This is a genomic window from Micromonospora globbae (assembly GCF_036184225.1).
GTDB classification, from domain to species: domain Bacteria; phylum Actinomycetota; class Actinomycetes; order Mycobacteriales; family Micromonosporaceae; genus Micromonospora; species Micromonospora globbae.
In genome coordinates this window covers 2326073-2343963 of the sequence record NZ_CP108084.1, presented here as the reverse complement: position 1 = coordinate 2343963, position 17891 = coordinate 2326073, and the positions used below count along the sequence as shown (strand labels likewise).

Below are 17891 nucleotides of genomic sequence, written 5' to 3'. Positions count from 1 at the left end.
GCAGCCATACCGCTTCGCCGCCCTCGTCGCTCGCCCCGTTTCGGCCGCCCCGAGCAGGGAATGCCTCGGCGCCCGTGGCGCAGGAGCAGATCGCGAGACGAAAGGGGCCGCACGATGAGCGACGCCCGCCCGCCGTTCCCACCGTTCGACCTCGACAGCGCGATCGCCAAGGTGCAGGCCGCGGAGGACGCCTGGAACACGCGCGACCCGCACAAGGTGAGCCTCGCCTACACGGAGGACTCCGTCTGGCGCGACCGCCACCGGTTCTTCAACGGCCGGGAACGGATCGTCGAGTTCCTCACCGCCAAGTGGGAACGCGAACTCGACTACGTGCTGCGCAAGAGCCTGTGGGCCTTCCGGGAGAACCGGATCGCGGTGCGCTTCCAGTACGAGTGGCACGACGCCGACGGCCGGTGGTTCCGCAGCTACGGCAACGAACTGTGGGAGTTCGACGAACGCGGCCTCATGCGTCGTCGCGAGGCCAGCATCAACGACGTGGCGATCGACGAGAGCGAGCGCCGCTACTTCGGGCCGCGCCCGGAGAACGAGCGCGGCGCGGGCCACGACATCGCGCTGCGGTGACGCCGACCGTGCCGGCGCGCGCCACCGGCCGGTGAGCGTCGCCGCCCACGGCAACGGACGGAGAAAAATCGTCCGGCAGGATGTCGGATCCGGCCGCCCGCCGGTCGTCTACCTGGGTGAAGGGCAACGAGAACCCAGGAGGACACCCATGACGGCACCATCGAGCCCCCACCCGATCCCCGACACCTACCGGCGGGTCACACCGTGCCTGGTCGTCGACGGCGCGGCCAGGGCCCTCGCGTTCTACGCCGACGTGTTCGGCGCCCGGGAACGGATGCGGATGGCCGGCCCGGACGGCACCATCGCCCACGCCGAGATCGAGATCGGCGACGCCGTGCTCATCGTCGAGGACGCCGACCCGCAGCGGGGCACGAGCGCGCCGCCGGCCGGCGGGCTGCCCGGCACCCCCGTGTTCCAGTTCGTCTACGTCACCGACGTCGATACCGTGGTGGAGCGGGCCGTCGCGCTCGGCGCCACGCTCCGGCGGGCCCCGGAGAACCAGTTCTACGGCGACCGCGACGCGTTCGTCGTCGACCCGTTCGGCCACGCCTGGACCGTCGCCACGCACGTCGAGGACGTCGACCCCGACGAGGCGGCGCGCCGGATGGCCGCCCTGTCCGCCTGAGCACCACGAACGGAGACCCGGTGAAGTACGTGCTGATGTTCGTCGAGACCGAGCAGTTCGCCGCCGACCTGGCGGCCATGGACGAGCCGGAGCAGGAACGCGCCTACGCCCGCGTACGCCAGTGGTTCGCCGACCACCACGACAAGATCACCCACCACACCCACCTCATGCCGCCGGACACCGCCACCACGCTGCGGCTCGACCGGGGCGAGCCGCTGATCTCCGACGGACCGTTCGTCGAGGGCAAGGAGATCGTCAGCGGATTCGCCGAGATCGACGTCGCCGACCTCGACGAGGCCCTGCGGATCGCCCGGTCCTGGCCCGCCTGCCCCGTGGTGGAGATCCGGCCCATCGCCGCATGAGCCGACCGACGTACGCCGAACTGGCCCGCGTGGTCCGCGACCACGCGGGCCGGCTCGCCGCGTCCCTCGTCCACCTCGTCGGCGACTTCGCCGCGGCCGAGGACCTCGTGGCCGACGCGGTCGAGGCCGCGCTGACCCACTGGCCGGTCGAGGGCATCCCCGACCGACCCGACGCCTGGCTGTACACGGTGGCCCGCCGCCGCGGCCTCGACCAGCTCCGCCGCGACAACCGTCACCGCCAGAAGCTGGCCCTGCTCCCGTGGCCGGTCGAGCCCCGACCCGACGACCGGCTCCGCCTCGTCTTCACCTGCTGCCACCCGGCCCTGCCCCGCTCCGCACAGATCGCCCTCACGCTCCGGGTGGTGTGCGGCCTGACCACCGCCCAGATCGCCCGCGCGTTCCTCGTCTCGGAGAGCACCGTCGGGCAGCGCATCACCCGCGCCAAGCGGAAGATCAGCGACGCGGGCATCCCCTACCGGATCCCCTCCGCCGACGAGCTCGGCGACCGGGTCGCCGAGGTGCTCGCGGTGATCTACCTGCTGTTCAACGAGGGCTACCTGTCCACCGGCGACCAGCAGGCCCACGCCCGCGACCTCGCCGAGGAGGCCGAGTTCCTCGCCACGCTGCTGCACACCCTCATGCCCACCGAACCCGAGGTGGCCGGCCTGCTCGCGCTGATCCGGCTGCACCGGGCCCGCGCCGCCGCCCGCTTCGACGACCGGGACGACATCGTGCCGCTGCCCCGGCAGGACCGGTCCCGCTGGGACCACGACGCCATCGCCGCGGCGGGCCGGCTCCTCGCCCGCGCGGCCGCCCAGAAGCGGCCCGGCCCGTACCAGCTACAGGCCGCGATCGTGGCCTGCCACGCCGAGGCGCCCCGGTGGGAGGACACCGACTGGCCGCAGATCCTCGTGCTCTACGACATGCTGCTCCACCTGGCGCCGTCCCCGGTCACCCGGCTGCACCGGGCCGTCGCCCTGCGCTACGTCGCCGGTCCGGCCGCCGCCCTCGCCGAGGTCGACGCGCTCCGCGACGACCTCGCCGGCTACCACCTCCTGCACGCCACCCGCGCCGAACTCCTGCGCGACCTGGGCGACGCCACCGGGGCCCGGGCCGCCGACGAGCGGGCGCTCGCGCTGACCGCCAACCCCGCCGAACGGTCCCTCCTGCGGCAACGCCTCGACTGGACCTGAAGGCTCCGCGCCCGATCGCGCGCCGAACGGATTCGAACGACCCCGAACGCCCGGTCCCGTTCCAAATCGGTCCGGCGCCGATACGGTCTGTGCCGACCACCGCACTGGCAGCGGTGGACGGCAGGACGGGGGTCGGCGTGACCGAGCGTGCCGCGACGTACGCAGAGGTGTTCGCGGTGCGCGAGTACCGCTACCTGTTCGGGGCGTACCTGCTGTCGCTGGCGGGCGACCAGATCACGGCCGTCACCGTGGCGTACGTCGTGTACACCGGCACCGGCTCGGCGGCGCTGTCGGCGGCCGCGTACGCCAGCTCCTACCTCGCCTGGCTGACGGCTGGCCCGTTGCTGTCCGGCCTGGCCGACCGGTTTCCGCGACGACGGGTCCTGGTCGTGTGCGACCTCGCCCGCGCGGCGCTCATCCCCCTGGCGGCGCTGCCGGACGTCGCCGCGCCCGCCCTCGTGGTCCTGCTGTTCCTCGTCAACCTGCTGCGGCCTCCGTTCGTCGCCGCGCGGGCGGCGCTGATGCCCGAGGTGCTCGACGGTGACCGCTACCCGGTCGCGAACGGCGTGGACAACATCTGTGCCCAGGTGGTGCAGGTGGTGGGCTTCGCCGTCGGGGGGAGCCTGGTGGCGTTGCTGTCGTTGCGCGGCGCGCTGCTGGTGGACGCCGGCACGTTCCTGGTCTCCGCACTACTGATCATGGTCGGGGTCCGCCGCCGCCCCGCCCCCCGCCCGGCCGCGGGCCCGGCACGTCCGGACCGCGCCGCGGGCCTCCGGATCATCCGCACCGACCCCCGGCTACGCGCCTACGTCCTCGTCCTGTGGACGGCCAGCTCGTTCACCTACGCGGCGGAGGGCCTCATGGCGCCGCTGGCCCGCCAGTACGGCGGCGGGGCCGGCACCGTCGGACTGCTGCTGGCCGCCGCGCCGACGGGGATGGCCCTCGGTGGGGTGGCCCTGACCCGGTTCTGTCCGCCGGCGGTCCGGCCGCGGCTGATCCTGCCGCTGGCCGTCCTGTCCGCCGGGGTGCTGGCGGCGGTCTGGCTCGTTCCACCGCTGTGGCTGGTGCTGACGCTGTTGCTGCTGGCCGGTGCCGCGAGCGCCTTCGCCGTCCCGTTGAACGCGTTGTTCGGCCGGGCCGTGCCCGCGCAGTTGCGGGGACGCGCGTTCGGCGTGGCCATCACCGGCCTGAGCGGGTTCCAGGGCCTGGCGATGGTCACCGCGGGCCTGGCCGCCGACCGGTGGACGCCCACCACGGTCATCGGATTCAGCGGACTGTCGGGCGCCCTCGTGGTCCTCGCTCTCGCGCCCCTCTGGCCGCGACGCGCCGCCGTGGTGACCGACGGCGTCGAACGACTTCGAACGCCTTCGATCGCCGATGGCCCTACCGCCAAGGTCGGCGGCGGCCGACGCTGAGGTCACCGGGCGGGCCACGGGGCCGCCCCGTCGGGAGGGGAGGAATGCCATGCGCAGCGTCGGCAAGCGCGGCGTCAGCTGGACCTGACCCCGCCATCACCTCGGCGATGTGCCTCCGGATCCGTGCGAACCGGAGGGAGTCGACGGCGCTGACGAGAGGAGGTGCGGCGATGCGTAAGGACGACTGCGCCGGCTGAGAGCACTGAACCACGGTGGGTGGCCACCGCGAGGTGACCACCCACCCCCGAGGCTGGAGGATCCATGCCGATCGAGGGCACCTACCCGCTCACCATGGGCCAGCTCTCCATGTGGAAGGCCCTCGCGGTGCGCCCGCCTGAGCAGCTGTGGGAGTCCAACCAGGACGTCGTGTGGCCGGTCGCGGCCCCCGTCACCGAGGAGCGGATCCGGCATGCCCTCACCGCGCTGGCGGTGCGGCACGAGTCGCTGCGCACCGTCTACCGCCCGGCCCACGAGTCCGGCGAGGTACGCCAGGCGGTCCTGCGCGACCCGCCCGTGCGGTTCGGTGCGGCGTCCGTGCGGGAGCCGTTCGACCTGACCGCCGAGCCGGCGTGGCGCGCCTGGGTCCGTACGCCGGACGACGGGCCACCGCGGGTCCATCTGGTGATCCACCACATCGTCGCCGACGGCGCCGCGCTACGGGTCCTGGAGTCCGACTTCCACGCGCTGCTGCGCGACGAACCCCTCCCCGACGCCCCGGCGCCGCGGGAGGTGGCCGAACGGCAGCGCGGCGACGCGTTCCGGGAGAGGTTGACCGCGGCCGCCGAGTACCGCCGCCACACCGTCGCGGCCGCCCCACGGGCACCGGTGTCCCGCGGCCCTCTGGTGCGGGCTCTCGTCGACACGGGCGTCCCGTACGGCGCGGCCCGCCGCGCGGCCCAGCACCTGCGGGTGACCCTGCCCAATCTGCTGCTCGCGGTCTACGCGCAGGCGCTGGCCGCCACCACGGGGGTGGCGGATCAGCTGCTGTGGCAGTTGGCCGCGAACCGGCTCGACCCGGCCGTACGACGCCTGGTGTCGTCGATGACCCAGTGGGTGCCCATGCTGGTCCCCGTCGATCCCGACGGGCCGCTGGGCCCGGTGGCCCGCGAGGTCAACGTGGCGGCGGTACGCGCCATGCGGCACGGTGTGTACGACCCGTTCGCCGTGGGGCCGCACGACTTCGACCACGGGAGCTACGTCACGTTCATCCCGCCGCCGGCCGACGCCGATCCCGCGTCCACCGAGGTCCTGCCCGGCCGCATCGAGTGGCTTCCGCCGCGCTCCTACAGCGGGGCCAGCTTCTATCTGATCGCCAGGGCCCACCCGACCGTGCAGCTCACCCTGCGGGTGATGCGCGACGGGTACGGGCGGGCCGAGGTGGAACGCTTCCTGACCACCATGGCCGACCTCCTGCTGCGCACCGTCAAGGACGCGCAGTGACCACCAGCCTCTGGCGCAACCGCGACTTCATGGTGCTGTGGTCCGGCCGGACGCTCAGCGAGGTCGGCGACGCCGTCTCGCTGCTGGCCATCCCGCTGCTCGCGGTCACCGTCCTGGACGCCACCGCCGTCGAGGTGGGCATCCTCAGCGCCACCCGGATGGTCGCCTACCTGTTCCTGTCCCTGCCCGCCGGTGTGTGGGTGGACCGGATGCGCAAACGCCGCGTCATGGTGGTCTGCCACCTCGTCCGCGCCGGGCTGGTGGCAACCGTCGCCGTCGGCGCCTGGGCCGGCTGGGTCACGATGGCGCACCTCTGGATCGTGGCGTTGCTGTCCAGCGTGTGCACCGTGCTGTACGAGACCGCTCACCAGAGCTTCCTGCCGGCGGTCGTGCCGGGCGGGCAACTGCTCGAGGCCAACGGCAAGCTGGCGACCACGTACGCGGTCTCCCGGATCGCCGGATACAGCGTGGGCGGCGCCCTGGCGTCGGCGCTGGGTGTGGCGCGCACGGTGGGCGTCGACGCCCTCGCCTACCTGGTCAACGCGGCGTCCCTGCTGTTCATCCGGCGTGCGGAGGACCCACCGGCGGCGGCGGGGCCGCGGGACTTCCGCCGGGAGCTGGCCGCCGGGCTGTCGTTCGTGTTCCGCCATCCGATCATGCCCAGGCTGGTGGCGGCGTCGGCGTCGCTCAACCTGTTCAGCCAGATGATCTTCGCTCTGGCTGTCCTCTACCTCGTGCGGGACCTGCGGCTGGACGAGCACACCGTCGGCGTCGTGTTGGCACTCACCACGCTCGGCGGGATCGGCGGTGGCCTGCTGTCCGCGCGGCTGGCGCGACTGGTGGGCAGCGCGCGGATCATCTGGATCGCTCCGCTGGGACTCGGCTGGACGGTGCTGCTCGTGCCGGCCGCGCGGCCCGGCTGGGGCCCGGTCGCCTACACGGTGGGCATGGCCGGGCTGGGAGCCCTGTTCGCCATCTACAACGCGGCGGCGATCAGCTACCGGCAGGGAGTGTGCCCGCCGGAGCTGCTGGGACGGATGACCGCCTCGATCCGGTGGGTGATCTTCGGGGTGATGCCGGTGGGCGCCCTCGCCGGCGGTCTGCTGGGCAGCTGGCTCGGTGTGCGGCCGACGTTGTGGATCGCCGCCGTCGGGGTGTGGGCGTCCGGCCTGTGGCTCTACTTCTCACCGCTGCGGCGACGCCGCGACGTGCCGGACGCCGCGTCGGACGCGGCGCCGTCACCGGCGGCGCGCGAGCGGGTGCCCGTCGACATGGCCGGAGAGGCCACGGGAGGAGGACGACGTGGATGACCAGCCGTTCGGGCAGCGCATCCTGTCCTGGGTGGGCGGGCCGGCGGACGCCGACCGGTTCGTCGCCCTGGGCGGGGTCCGGCTGCCGGCGGAGCCCGACCCCGCCGCGCTGCGGCGGTCCCTCGACGCGATCGTCGCCCGGCACCCCGTACTGGGGGAGGGACCGGTCCCACTGCGGACGGTCGACGACGTGTGGGCGGCGGCGGCCGCGGGGCGGTACCCGCCCGACGCACCCTGCCTGCTGTGGGCGTACCTGGCCGGCGCCGAGCTGCTGCTCGTGGCTCACCACACCGTCTCGGACCCGTGGTCGATGCGGCTGCTGGTCCGCGAGGTGCTGAAGCCCGGCAGCGGGCCGGCGCCCTCGTACCACGACGGCACGGCCCCGTACCCGGCCCGGCGGGTGGCCCGTTCCGCGCCGTTCTGGAACGCGATGCTCACCGACGTCCCGGCCCTCGTCGCGGGTACGGACGACCGCGCCGGCACGGCGGAGATCCGGCAACCGAGCGGCATCACGCAGGAGCACGCGGCGGCGGTTTCACGGGTCGCGCGCAGCACGCCGTTCGTCATCCTGCTCACCGCGTTCGCGCGGGCGCTCGGCCCGCTGTGCCACGGCGAGACCGTCGTTCCGGTGCTCACCCACGGCCGCCGCAGGTCCGAGTGGGACACCGTGGGGCTGTACATGAACGTGCTGCCGGTGCGGCTCGGCACGCCGACCGTGGGCTCGGTCCACCGCGCGTTCGCCGAGGCGTACGCGAACGAGATCCCGTTCCCGCTGCTGCTGGACGCGGTGCCGCAGGCCGACGCGTTGTTCGCCGCCGGCGGACCGAGCCTGGCCCAGTTCGAGGTCATCCAGGTGCCGGACGGTGCCGGGATCGAACCGCTGACGATCCCTCCCGGGCTCGGGCTGGGCGGGCCGCTGCTGCCCGTCAACGGGCTGGCGTTCTGGCTCGAGCCGGGCGCGGGTGGCGCCTACACGGCCTGCCTGCGCTACCGCCGGTCGTACGGGGAACCCGAGATGCGCGCCCTGATGCGGCGCTTCGTCGAGCGATGGGAGGAGATCGATGCCGACCCGGCCCGAGCTTGAGTCGATGTTGACCCGGCTGTGGAGCGAGAAGCTGAACGTCACACCGATCGGCGTCGAGGACAACTTCTTCGCCCTCGGCGGCGACTCGCTGCTCGCCGCCGACCTGCTCATGGACCTCTACGATCGCCTCGGCGTCGAGGTCGACGCCGCGGTGCTGTTCCTCAAGCCCACGATCGCCGAGCTGGTCGACGAGGTGCTGGCCTCATGAGGATCGCGCCCTGTGGCCACACCCGCCCCCCGGGCAGGGCCCACCTCGCCGACCCCGTCCTCCACGAGGTGGGAGACCCGCACGCCGCGTTGCGGGCGCTGCGCCGGTGGGATCCGGTGGGCTGGCAGCCGGTCGAGGGGCGGTCGGGCTTCTGGGCCGTCACCCGCTACGCCGACGTCCGAGCCGTCCTCACCGACCACGAGACGTTCAGCTCCACCGGCGGGGTGATGCTCAACATGCTCGGCCGACCGGAACCGGCGCGAGACCAGCAGTTCGCGTCCAGCGACCCGCCGCGGCACGGGCTCATCCGCGGGCCGTTGCAACGACAGATGACCACGCGCGCGGTGGTACGCCACGCGCCGGCCATCCGGTCCTTCGTACGGGGGATGCTGCACCCCGCCGACGGGCCCCTGGACTTCGCCGACCTCACCTCCGGCCTGCCGCTGGCCTTCCTGGGGCCGCTCATGGGCATCCCCGCCGCGGACTGGCCCGACCTGGCCCGGTGGGTGGCCATGTCGGTGGCCGAGCACGACCCGGAGGCCATGCTGCCCGACGGCCCGACCGCGACCCTCGAGCGCGGGCACCGCGAGCTGTTCGCGTACCTGCTCCACCTGGTGCTCGACCACCGGCGGCGCCCGCGCGGGGACCTCGTGGACCTGCTGGCGTCCATGCCGCTGCGGCCCGGCGCCGTCGTGGCCAACTGCTACAGCCTGCTCCTCGGCGGCGGCGCCGCCATCCCGCACGTGCCCCGCGCGGCGCTGGCCGAGCTCATCCGCACCGGGCGCTACGAGGAGTGGGCCCGGCGACCCGACCGGATCGACCGGGCGGTCGAGGAGGCGCTGCGGTTCGCCACGCCGGCCGGACACTTCATGCGACTCACGAAGCGGGACACCACCGTCGGCGGCGTACGCATCCCGGCGGGTGACGCCGTCGTGGTGTGGCTCGGGTCGGCGAACCGCGACGAGGCCGTGTTCCCCGACGCCGACACGATGGACCCCGACCGCCACCCGAACCGGCACCTGGCGTTCGGCGACGGGCGCCACTACTGCCTGGGAGCACCCGTCGCCCGGCTGACGCTGCGCATCTTCTTCGAGGAGCTGTTCGCCACCTTCGCGTCCTTCGAGCCGGCCGGCGAGGTGGAGCGCGTCCGGTCGACCTGGCTGGCGGGGATCCGGCGGATGCCGGTCGTGGGCAGGCGGCGTTGATCCCCGACGCGCTGGCCGCCCAGCTGCGCTCCCGCGGGGAGGCGCCGGCGGTGGTGGATCCCGAGCAGGCCCTGACGTACGCCGACCTGGACGGCCTGAGCGGTGCGGTCGCCGCGCACCTCGACCAGCTCGGGGTGGGCGCCGGCGAGGCGGTGGTCGTGCACACCCGGCTGTCGCGCTGGGCCGTCGTGGCCATGCTCGGCGTCCTGCGGGCGGGAGCACGGTACGTCCCCGTCGACGCGGCCTTCCCGGCCGCTCGCCGGGACCTGATGGTCGCCCGCAGCGGCGCCCGGGTCACACTCACCGAAGGGCTGCTGGCATCGCTGGCTCCGGCCCATTCGCCGTGGCGGGACGGGCCGTTCGCGTACACGATGTTCACCAGCGGATCGACCGGCGTGCCGAAGGCGGTGACCGTGTCGCGGGCGGCGCTGAGCTACTCGACCGGCGCCCGGCTGGAGTACTACGGTCGCCCACCCGAGCGTTTCCTGCTGTGCTCGTCGATCTCGTTCGACAGTTCCGTGGCGGGCGTCTACTGGACCCTGTGCACCGGGGGCACGCTGGTCATCCCCAGCGACCGGCCGTTCGACGTGCGGGCGCTGGTCCGGGCGGGAGCCGTGCACCGGCCCACCCACACGCTGATGGTGCCCTCGCTGTACCGGCTGCTGCTCCGTTCGCCCGTCCGCAGCCTGACCACCGTGATCGTGGCCGGTGAGACCTGCCCACCCGCCCTGGTCGACCTGCACCACGAGCGGATGCCGCACGCCGCGCTCCACAACGAGTACGGACCGACCGAGTGCACCGTCTGGAGCACCGTGCACCGGTGCGTGCCGGGGGAGGACCCGGTACCCATCGGCCGGCCGATCCCCGGCACCACGATCTCGATCGAGGACGGCGAACTGTGCATCTCCTCGCCCGGTGTGGTGTCCGGCGGGCCGGTGTACCGCACCGGCGACCGGGTCAGCATGGGCGCCGACGGCCTGCTCCGGTACCACGGACGGGTCGACGAGCAGCTCAAGGTCGGCGGCATGCGCATCGAACCGGCCGAGATCGAGCACGCCCTGATGTCCCACCCGGCGGTGCTTCTGGCCGGCGTCGCCGTCCCCTGGCAGGGCGTGGCGTTCGTCGTCAGCGCCGAACCGGTGGACCAGAAGAGCCTGCGGGCGCACCTGCTCGACCGGCTGCCCGCCGTGGCCGTACCCACCGTGTTCGTGCGGGTGCCCCGGCTGCCCACCCTGCCCAACGGCAAACTCGACCGGAGCGCCCTGGGCCGCGCCGCCCGCCCCGAACCGGATCGGCAGCTCTCCCCGTGACCGCCGACGACCAGCCGTCCACCGCACCGGCCGGCGTGCGTGTCGCGGCGAGCGTCGCGGACACCGCCCGGATCGACGCGCTGCGCGCCACCGAGTACCGGCACCTCGACCGCGACGGCGGCGTCTACCTCGACTACACGGGAGCCGGGGTGGTGGCACGGGCACAGGTCGCGGCCCACCACGACCGGCTGCTCTCGGGCCTGTACAGCAATCCGCACTCCGAGAACCCCACCTCCGAGGCGGCCGGTTCCCTCGTCGAGTCGGCCCGGCGGGCGGTGCTCGGCTTCTTCCGCGCCGACCCGGCCGAGTACGCGGTCATCTTCACACCCAACGCCAGCGGCGCCTGCCGCCTGGTCGGCGAGGCGTACGACTTCGGCCGCGGTCGCCCCCTCGTGCTGACGTGGGACAACCACAACTCCGTCAACGGGATCCGGGAGTACGCCCGTACGGCCGGCGCGCCGGTGCGTTACGTGCCGCTGAGCGGCCCCGACCTGCGGGTGAGCGAACCCGACGTGATCGCCGCGCTGACCGCCGGCCGGCTGGTCGGCCCTCGACGGTGGCGCCGCACCGGCAGGTCAGGGCTCTTCGCGTACCCGGCGCAGAGCAACTTCACCGGTGTCCAGCATCCGCTGGCGTGGGTGGACCTGGCCCAGCGGCACGGATACGACGTGCTCCTCGACGCGGCCGCGTTCGCCCCGACCAACCGGCTGGACCTCAGCGTCGTGCGGCCGGACTTCGTCTGCCTGAGCTGGTACAAGCTCTTCGGCTACCCCACGGGGGTGGGGGCGCTGCTCGCCCGCCGCGACGCGCTGGCCCGGCTACGTCGACCGTGGTTCGCGGGTGGCACCATCCGGGCGGTCAGCGTCCAGGGCGACTGGCACCAGCCGATGGGGGACGAGTCGGGGTTCGAGGACGGCACCCTCAACTTCCTCAGCATCCCCGACGTGGAGTTCGGGTTGGGCTGGCTCGACTCGATCGGCGTCGACCTCGTCCACGCCCGGGTCGGTCTGCTCACCGCCTGGCTGCTGGAGCGGCTGACCGCGTTGCGGCACCGCAACGGCCGGCCGCTGGTGCAGGTGTACGGGCCGTCGACGGGCGACGCTCGCGGCGGCACCGTGGCGTTCAACTTCCGCCACCCGGACGGGTCACTCGTCGACGAGCGGCTCGTCGCGCGCGAATCGTCGGCGGCCGGCTTCGCCCTGCGTACCGGATGCTTCTGCAACCCGGGCGCCGCCGAGGCGGCCTTCGGGATCAACCAGGACCTGCTGCGACGCGCGATCCTCACGCACGCCGAGACGATCGACCAGCACCTCGCCACGTTGCGGCTGCCCACCGGCGGCGCGGTACGCGTCTCCTTCGGCCTGGTCTCGACCGTGGCCGACGCGGAACGTTTCCTGGCCTTCGCCGAGTCGACCTACCTGGACCGGGACGCCCCCACCGACGCCCGGCTGGCGCCGCGGATCCGCTGCTGAGAACGGGCCGCTCTCAGCCGGAGCCGGTGGTGGTGGCCCCGGCCAGGGCGGCGCGCAGCTGGGCGCACGCCGGCGGGTCCAGGCCGTCGAGCCGGTCCAGGGCGTCCCGCCAGTGCTGGTGCGCCAGGGCGGCGTGGCCGAGGCCGGCGTGGGCGTTGCCCAGCACCTGGAGCGCCAGGCCGATGCCCCGCTGGTGCTCGTAGCGTCGGCAGATCTCCAGCGACTCGCCCGCGCGCGCGATCGCCGCGCGGTGGTCGCCGGCGGCCTGGAGCGTCTCGGCGAAGTTGACCAGCGCCTGGGCCTCCCGCAAGGGGTCGGTGCCGCTGTCGGTCAGGGCGAGGCCCGCCTCGTGACAGGCGATGGCCCGGGAGTGGTCGCCGAGGCGCTGGTGCACCAGGGCCAGGTTGTCGAGGACCATGGCCTCCTTGTGCCGTTGCCCGAGTTGCCGCCGGATCTCCAGCGCGGCCCGCAGGCGGTGCAGGGCGCCGGTCAGGTCGCCGCGGTCGCGTAGCGCGTTGCCGAGGTTGTTCAGGATCGCGGCCTCCCGGCCCCGGTCACCGAGCTCGCGCTGGACGGCCAGGGAACGTTCCAGCAGCGGGATCGCGTCGTCGATGCGGCCCTGCCGGAGCAGCGCGACCGCGACGATGTTGAGCCCGGACGCCTCGCCGGCGCGGTCGCCGCGCCGGTTCGCCGCCGTGACGGCGAGGTGACCGAACTGCTGTTGCTCGGCGATGTATCCGGCGTAGTCGAGGAACTTGGCCGCGACGAGGGCCAGGTCACCGACCTCGGTGAGGGTCCGCCCGGCCGCCGTCTGCTGGCGGGCTATCAGCAGCAGGTTGGTGTGCTCCCGGTCGAACCAGTCCCACGCGTCGGCGACGGTGTGCAGGGGCGGGTCGGGGCGTACCGGACCGGTTGGCTCGTCGATGCCGAACCGGTCCTGCGGGTAGAGCAGCCGGGCGGCACGGATGGTGGTCGCGAGCAGCCACGCGGTCAGCCGGCCGAGGGCCTGCTCCCGGTGGGACGGGTCGTCCACCGCCTGCGCACGTTCCCGGGCGTAGAGCCGGACGATGTCGTGGAACCGGTAGCGGTCGCCACCGGCGGACTCGACGAGGTGGGCGTCGGCCAACGCGTCCAGCGACCGCTCCGCCGCGTCGACCGGCAGATCGGCCAGTGCCGCGCACCCGTGCGGCGTGAGGTGCGTCCAGCTCGGCAGCGCGGCGAGCCGGAACAGCCGGGCAGCCTCTCGGCGGTCGCTCTGCGGCGCGCCCTCGAACGCCTGGTAGCCCAGGTGCAGGCTCGCCCGCACCGACAGGTCACCGACCTCCAGCGTGTCCAGCCGGAGGCCCTCGTCGTCCAGACGCGTGGCGAGGCTGGCGAGCGAGGCGTCCGGCCGGGCCCCGGCGCGGGCGCCGACGATCCGTAGTGCCAGCGGCAGTCCGCCGCACCGGCGCACCACGGTGGCGGCCGCGGCGGGCTCCGCCCGCACCCGTTCGGGGCCCGTGAGCCCGGTGAGCAGGGCGAGCGCCGCGTCGTCGGGCAACGGATCGAGGCGGATCCGGGCCGTGGTGTCCAGGTCGGGGAGCATCCACCGGCTCGTGATGATCGTGGTGCACCCGGGACCGCTGGGAAGGAGCGGCCGGATCTGTGCGGCGGACGCGGCGTTGTCGAGTACCACGAGCACCCCGCGTTCGGCCGTCCACGTGCGCAGCAGGGCCGACGCCTCGTCGAGCGAGGCCGGAACGGTGGGCGCGCCCAGCGCCCGCAGGAACCGGCCCAGCACGTCCGCGGGCTCGGCCGGCGCGATGCCGGCGGTGGCCCCGCGCAGGTCCGTGTAGAGGCAGCCGCCGTCGTACCGCCCGACGATCCGGTGCGCGACGTGCAGGGCGAGCGCGGACTTGCCGACGCCGCCGGCCCCTTCGACCAGGCACACGGCCGCGTCGGCCGCTGTCGACGCGAGCAGCCGGTCGATCTCCGCCGAGCGGCCGAGCATCAGCGGCGGCGCCGGGGGCAGCTGGTACGGCACGGGTGCTCCTGGCCGGTTCTCCACCGGCCGTACCTCGGCGGCGGTCGGCCACGGTGACACGCGCGGTCCGGTCCGGTCCGGCCCTGCGCCGGACCCGTCGGCCCGTCCGATCCTCGGACCGGTCCCGCTCGCGGGGATCAGACGCAGGGCGGTGGCGCCGTCCGTGGGTCGCCCGACGCCGTCGCTCCGAGCGGTGGAACCGATCGGAGCGGGGGCGCGGGCGGCGGGACCGGCCGGTGGGCGTCCGGGCCGGCGCGGTGGACGTCCGTCCGGGGCCGCCGGGGGCGCCGTCGCCCGTGCGGCGGCCAGCCGGCCCCACGCCGCCAGCCACGCCGACACGCGGTCGTCCGCCACCTGGCAGGCGCGCAGCAGGGCCGACACCAGCTCGCGACGGGGTAGCGTCGGCCGGCCCAGCATCGTCGCCAGGGTGCTCGCCGGCAGCACGTCCCCGTTGCGCTGCGCGCGTCGGGCGATCTCGCGGTAGGCGAGGCCGGACTGGTCGCGGACGCGACGCAGCAGCGTGACGTACTGCTCCGGGTTGGTGGCGGTGCTCGGGTCGACGCCGAAGTCGGCGGCCGTCATGCGTGCCCTCACGTCAGCTGTAGGCGCCCGACGCCGGAGTGTGCCGGGCGGTCGTCCGGGGTGCGTCAAACGGTACCCGCCCGACTCCAGGGATGGACACACCTATTCCACAGTGGACGGACGTGGACGCGTTGGCCGGATGGCCCGTCACGACGGCCCACCACAGTGGACCGTTCGGGCTCGCCGGTCCGGTCTGGTGGCCCGGCATCGGGGATGTCCGAGACGAAACGGGAGGTTCTGTCGACGATCACGACGACTTTCGCCGCCGCCTATCTAACTATCGGCGAAGACGGCATGACTTTTCGTTGACCCGGGCATAAGTTGTCGCTACCGTCGACGCATGTCTATGGCCGACGTGACAGCGGCGCCCAGCGAACCGGATTCCGAGCAGCGGACCCTGCGTGTCGCGGTCGTGGGCGCGGGGTTCATGGGGCAGGTGCACGCGGAGGCGGCGCGGCGCGCGGGAGCGAGCGTCGTGGCCGCCGTGGCGTCCCGACCGGAGGGTGCCGCCGCCGCGGCCCGCGCGGTCGGCGCCGAGGAGGGCTACCCCGACCTCACGACCCTGCTCGGCGACGCCGAGATCGACGTGCTGCACGTGTGCACGCCCAACGCCTCGCACGTCCCGACCGCCGCCGCGGCGCTCGCCGCCGGCGTGCACGTCGTCTGCGAGAAGCCACTCGCGACGAACAGCGCCGACGCGCGGACGCTGGTCGAGGCCGCCGGTGGGCGGGTGGCCACCGTGCCGTTCGTCTACCGCTTCCACCCGATGGTCCGGGAACTGCGGGCCCGGCTGGCCGCCGGGGAGGCCGGCGTGCTCGCCAGCGTGACCGGCGGGTACCTCCAGGACTGGCTGTCCCGACCGTCCGACGACGACTGGCGGGTCGACGCCGCGCTCGGCGGCCCGTCCCGGGCGTTCGCCGACATCGGCTCCCACTGGTGCGACCTGTTCGAGTTCGTGACCGGCGACCGGATCGCCCGCCTGTCCGCCCGCACCGCGGTCGTGCACGAGCGGATCCGCGGCGACGGCCGGGCCACCGAGGACCTCGCCGCCGTGCACTTCACCACCGCCGCCGGCATGGTCGGCACCCTGGTGGTGTCACAGGTCGCCGCGGGCCGCAAGAACCGGCTGCACCTGGAGCTGTCCGGCACCGACGCGAGCTTCGGCTTCGACCAGGAGGACCCGGAGCGGCTGTGGGTCGGCCGGCGCGAGGGCGGCCAGACGTTGCTGCGTGACCCCGCCACGCTGCACCCCTCCGCCGCGCGCTACGTCCGGCTACCCGCCGGGCACGCGCAGGGCTACCAGGACTGCTTCGACGCGTTCGTCGCGGACACCTACCGCGCCGTGCGCGGCGCGGACGTGCCCGACGGCCTGCCGACGTTCGCCGACGGGCTGCGCGCGGTCCGGATCACCGAGACCGTCCTGGCCTCCGCCGCCACCGACGGCGCGTGGACGGAGGTGCCGGGATGACACCCGGCCCGGCGACCCGCGTACGCCTGCGGGGGATCACCAAGTCGTTCCTCGGCGTGCCCGTGCTGCACGGGGTCGACCTGGACCTGCGCGGCGGCGAGGTGCACGCGGTGATGGGCGAGAACGGCGCCGGCAAGTCCACGTTGCTCAAGGTGCTGGCCGGGGTGCACCGCCCCGACGGCGGCACCATCGAGGTCGACGGCACCGAGGTCTCCTTCGCCGGTCCCACCGACGCGCAGCGGGCCGGCATCGCGATCATCCACCAGGAGTTCACGCTCCTGCCGCACCGCACCGTCGCCGAGAACGTCTACCTCGGCCGCGAGCCCGTACGCCGGATGCAGGTCGACCGACGGCGCATGGTGGCCGACACCCGCGCGCTGCTGGACTGGCTCGGCGAGGACGGGATCGCGCCGACCGACGTCGTGGCCTCGCTGTCGGTCGCCCAGCGGCAGGTCGTCGAGATCGTCAAGGCGCTGTCGACCGACGCCCGGGTGCTGGGCATGGACGAGCCGACGGCGGCGCTCGCCGACCACGAGGTGGAGCTGCTCTACGACCTCGTACGCCGGTTGCGCGAGCGGGGCATCGCCATCCTGTACGTCTCGCACCGGATGCGCGAGGTGTTCGACCTCTCCGACCGGATCACCGTCCTCAAGGACGGCCGCTTCGTCACCTGCGCGCCGACCCGGGAGCTGACCTCCGAGGACCTCGTCCGCCACATGGTGGGCCGCGACCTGGGCGAGTACTACCCGGACCGGGCCCGCCCCGGCGACCTCGGGCCGGTGCGTCTCGCGCTGCGCGGTGCCGGCAACGAGCGCGTCCGGGACCTGACCTTCGAGGTGCGCGCCGGGGAGATCGTCGGGTTGGCGGGCCTGCAGGGCTCCGGCCGCTCGGCGGTGGCCCGCGCGGTGTTCGGCGTCGAGCCGTTCACCCGTGGGGTGCTGGAGGTGGACGGCACGCCGCGGCGGGTGACGCGGCCCCGCACCGCCGTACGCCTGGGGATCGCGCTGGTCACCGAGGACCGCAAGGGCGACGGGCTGGCCCTGCGCCAGTCCGTGCGCGACAACACCCTGCTGGTACGCCGAGCCGCGCTGCGCGGCGCGCGTGCCCGCGCGCGGTCGGACCTGCCGGCGCTGCTCGACATGGTCGCGGTGGTGGCCCGGGGCGAGCACCAGGAGGTGCGGTTCCTGTCGGGCGGCAACCAGCAGAAGGTCGTCCTCGCCAAGTGGCTGGCCGTCGCACCGAAGGTGCTGGTCGTCGACGAGCCGACGCGCGGCATCGACGTGGGCGCGAAGCGGGCCGTGCACGAGTTGCTGCGCGACCTCGCGAGACGCGGTGTGGCGGTGCTGATGATCTCCTCCGAGCTTCCCGAGCTGATCGGGATGAGCGACCGGATCCTCGTCATGCACGACGGTGCGCTGGCCGGTGAGCTGCCGGCCGGTGCGAGCGAGGGGGCCGTGATGGCCCTGGCCACCGGGCACGGTCTCGCGGAGGCGGTGGCATGAGCGAGCGCAGCGAGCGAATCGTCAGGCACTGCGCGGTGAAGTCTCGTGACGGCGCCGACCGGAGGGAGGCGGCGGCATGAGCGAGCGGGGCGAGCGAATCGTCAGGCACT

At 74.0% G+C, this 17891-nt stretch carries 15 protein-coding genes; 14 read left to right on the top strand and 1 reads right to left on the bottom strand.

What is annotated here, in order from left to right:
- The first annotated feature begins 114 nt into the window (after positions 1 to 114).
- The 12 genes from OG994_RS10410 to OG994_RS10355 all read left to right on the top strand — a co-directional run bounded on the left by OG994_RS10410 (position 115) and on the right by OG994_RS10355 (position 12206).
- Positions 115 to 582: a nuclear transport factor 2 family protein gene (locus OG994_RS10410; protein WP_328853008.1), complete on the top strand. Its 468-nt coding sequence runs from the start codon at positions 115 to 117 to the stop codon at positions 580 to 582.
- Between the two features lie 148 nt (positions 583 to 730).
- Complete coding sequence (locus OG994_RS10405; RefSeq protein WP_120330197.1) at positions 731 to 1207, top strand: VOC family protein; 477 nt, start codon at positions 731 to 733, stop codon at positions 1205 to 1207.
- 20 nt (positions 1208 to 1227) lie between these two features.
- Positions 1228 to 1569 carry a YciI family protein gene (locus OG994_RS10400; protein WP_192902217.1) on the top strand — a complete coding sequence of 114 codons (342 nt, stop codon included), beginning with the start codon at positions 1228 to 1230 and terminating at the stop codon, positions 1567 to 1569.
- A complete protein-coding gene (locus OG994_RS10395; RefSeq protein ID WP_328853007.1) occupies positions 1566 to 2762 on the top strand; it encodes an RNA polymerase sigma factor in 1197 nt (398 codons plus the stop codon). Before OG994_RS10400 ends, OG994_RS10395 begins: the two co-directional genes overlap by 4 nt.
- A 137-nt stretch (positions 2763 to 2899) precedes the next feature.
- The gene (locus OG994_RS10390; RefSeq protein WP_328853006.1) at positions 2900 to 4177 is read left to right on the top strand and encodes an MFS transporter; all 1278 of its coding nucleotides are present in this window, start codon (positions 2900 to 2902) and stop codon (positions 4175 to 4177) included.
- Between the two features lie 261 nt (positions 4178 to 4438).
- Complete coding sequence (locus tag OG994_RS10385; protein WP_328853005.1) at positions 4439 to 5617, top strand: condensation domain-containing protein; 1179 nt, start codon at positions 4439 to 4441, stop codon at positions 5615 to 5617.
- A complete protein-coding gene (locus OG994_RS10380; RefSeq protein ID WP_328853004.1) occupies positions 5614 to 6927 on the top strand; it encodes an MFS transporter in 1314 nt (437 codons plus the stop codon). The genes OG994_RS10385 and OG994_RS10380 overlap by 4 nt, the downstream gene beginning before the upstream one ends.
- Positions 6920 to 8011: a condensation domain-containing protein gene (locus OG994_RS10375; protein ID WP_328853003.1), complete on the top strand. Its 1092-nt coding sequence runs from the start codon at positions 6920 to 6922 to the stop codon at positions 8009 to 8011. The genes OG994_RS10380 and OG994_RS10375 overlap by 8 nt, the downstream gene beginning before the upstream one ends.
- Positions 7989 to 8219 carry a phosphopantetheine-binding protein gene (locus tag OG994_RS10370; protein WP_120330220.1) on the top strand — a complete coding sequence of 77 codons (231 nt, stop codon included), beginning with the start codon at positions 7989 to 7991 and terminating at the stop codon, positions 8217 to 8219. The genes OG994_RS10375 and OG994_RS10370 overlap by 23 nt, the downstream gene beginning before the upstream one ends.
- Entirely contained in the window at positions 8216 to 9424 is a 1209-nt protein-coding gene (locus tag OG994_RS10365; RefSeq protein WP_328853002.1) for a cytochrome P450, read from the top strand. Before OG994_RS10370 ends, OG994_RS10365 begins: the two co-directional genes overlap by 4 nt.
- Positions 9421 to 10734 carry an amino acid adenylation domain-containing protein gene (locus OG994_RS10360; protein ID WP_328853001.1) on the top strand — a complete coding sequence of 438 codons (1314 nt, stop codon included), beginning with the start codon at positions 9421 to 9423 and terminating at the stop codon, positions 10732 to 10734. Before OG994_RS10365 ends, OG994_RS10360 begins: the two co-directional genes overlap by 4 nt.
- A complete protein-coding gene (locus OG994_RS10355; RefSeq protein WP_328853000.1) occupies positions 10731 to 12206 on the top strand; it encodes an aminotransferase class V-fold PLP-dependent enzyme in 1476 nt (491 codons plus the stop codon). Before OG994_RS10360 ends, OG994_RS10355 begins: the two co-directional genes overlap by 4 nt.
- Positions 12207 to 12219: 13 nt before the next feature.
- Here the strand turns inward: OG994_RS10355 and OG994_RS10350 are convergent, their stop codons facing one another.
- Complete coding sequence (locus tag OG994_RS10350; protein WP_328852999.1) at positions 12220 to 14811, bottom strand: ATP-binding protein; 2592 nt, start codon at positions 14809 to 14811, stop codon at positions 12220 to 12222.
- Between the two features lie 340 nt (positions 14812 to 15151).
- Between OG994_RS10350 and OG994_RS10345 the strand changes: the two genes are divergently transcribed.
- Both OG994_RS10345 and OG994_RS10340 read left to right on the top strand, forming a co-directional pair.
- Positions 15152 to 16279: a Gfo/Idh/MocA family protein gene (locus OG994_RS10345; RefSeq protein WP_328852998.1), complete on the top strand. Its 1128-nt coding sequence runs from the start codon at positions 15152 to 15154 to the stop codon at positions 16277 to 16279.
- Positions 16276 to 17781 (top strand): sugar ABC transporter ATP-binding protein, encoded by a 1506-nt coding sequence (locus OG994_RS10340; RefSeq protein WP_328852997.1) that lies wholly within the window; start codon positions 16276 to 16278, stop codon positions 17779 to 17781. Before OG994_RS10345 ends, OG994_RS10340 begins: the two co-directional genes overlap by 4 nt.
- Positions 17782 to 17891: the final 110 nt, after the last annotated feature.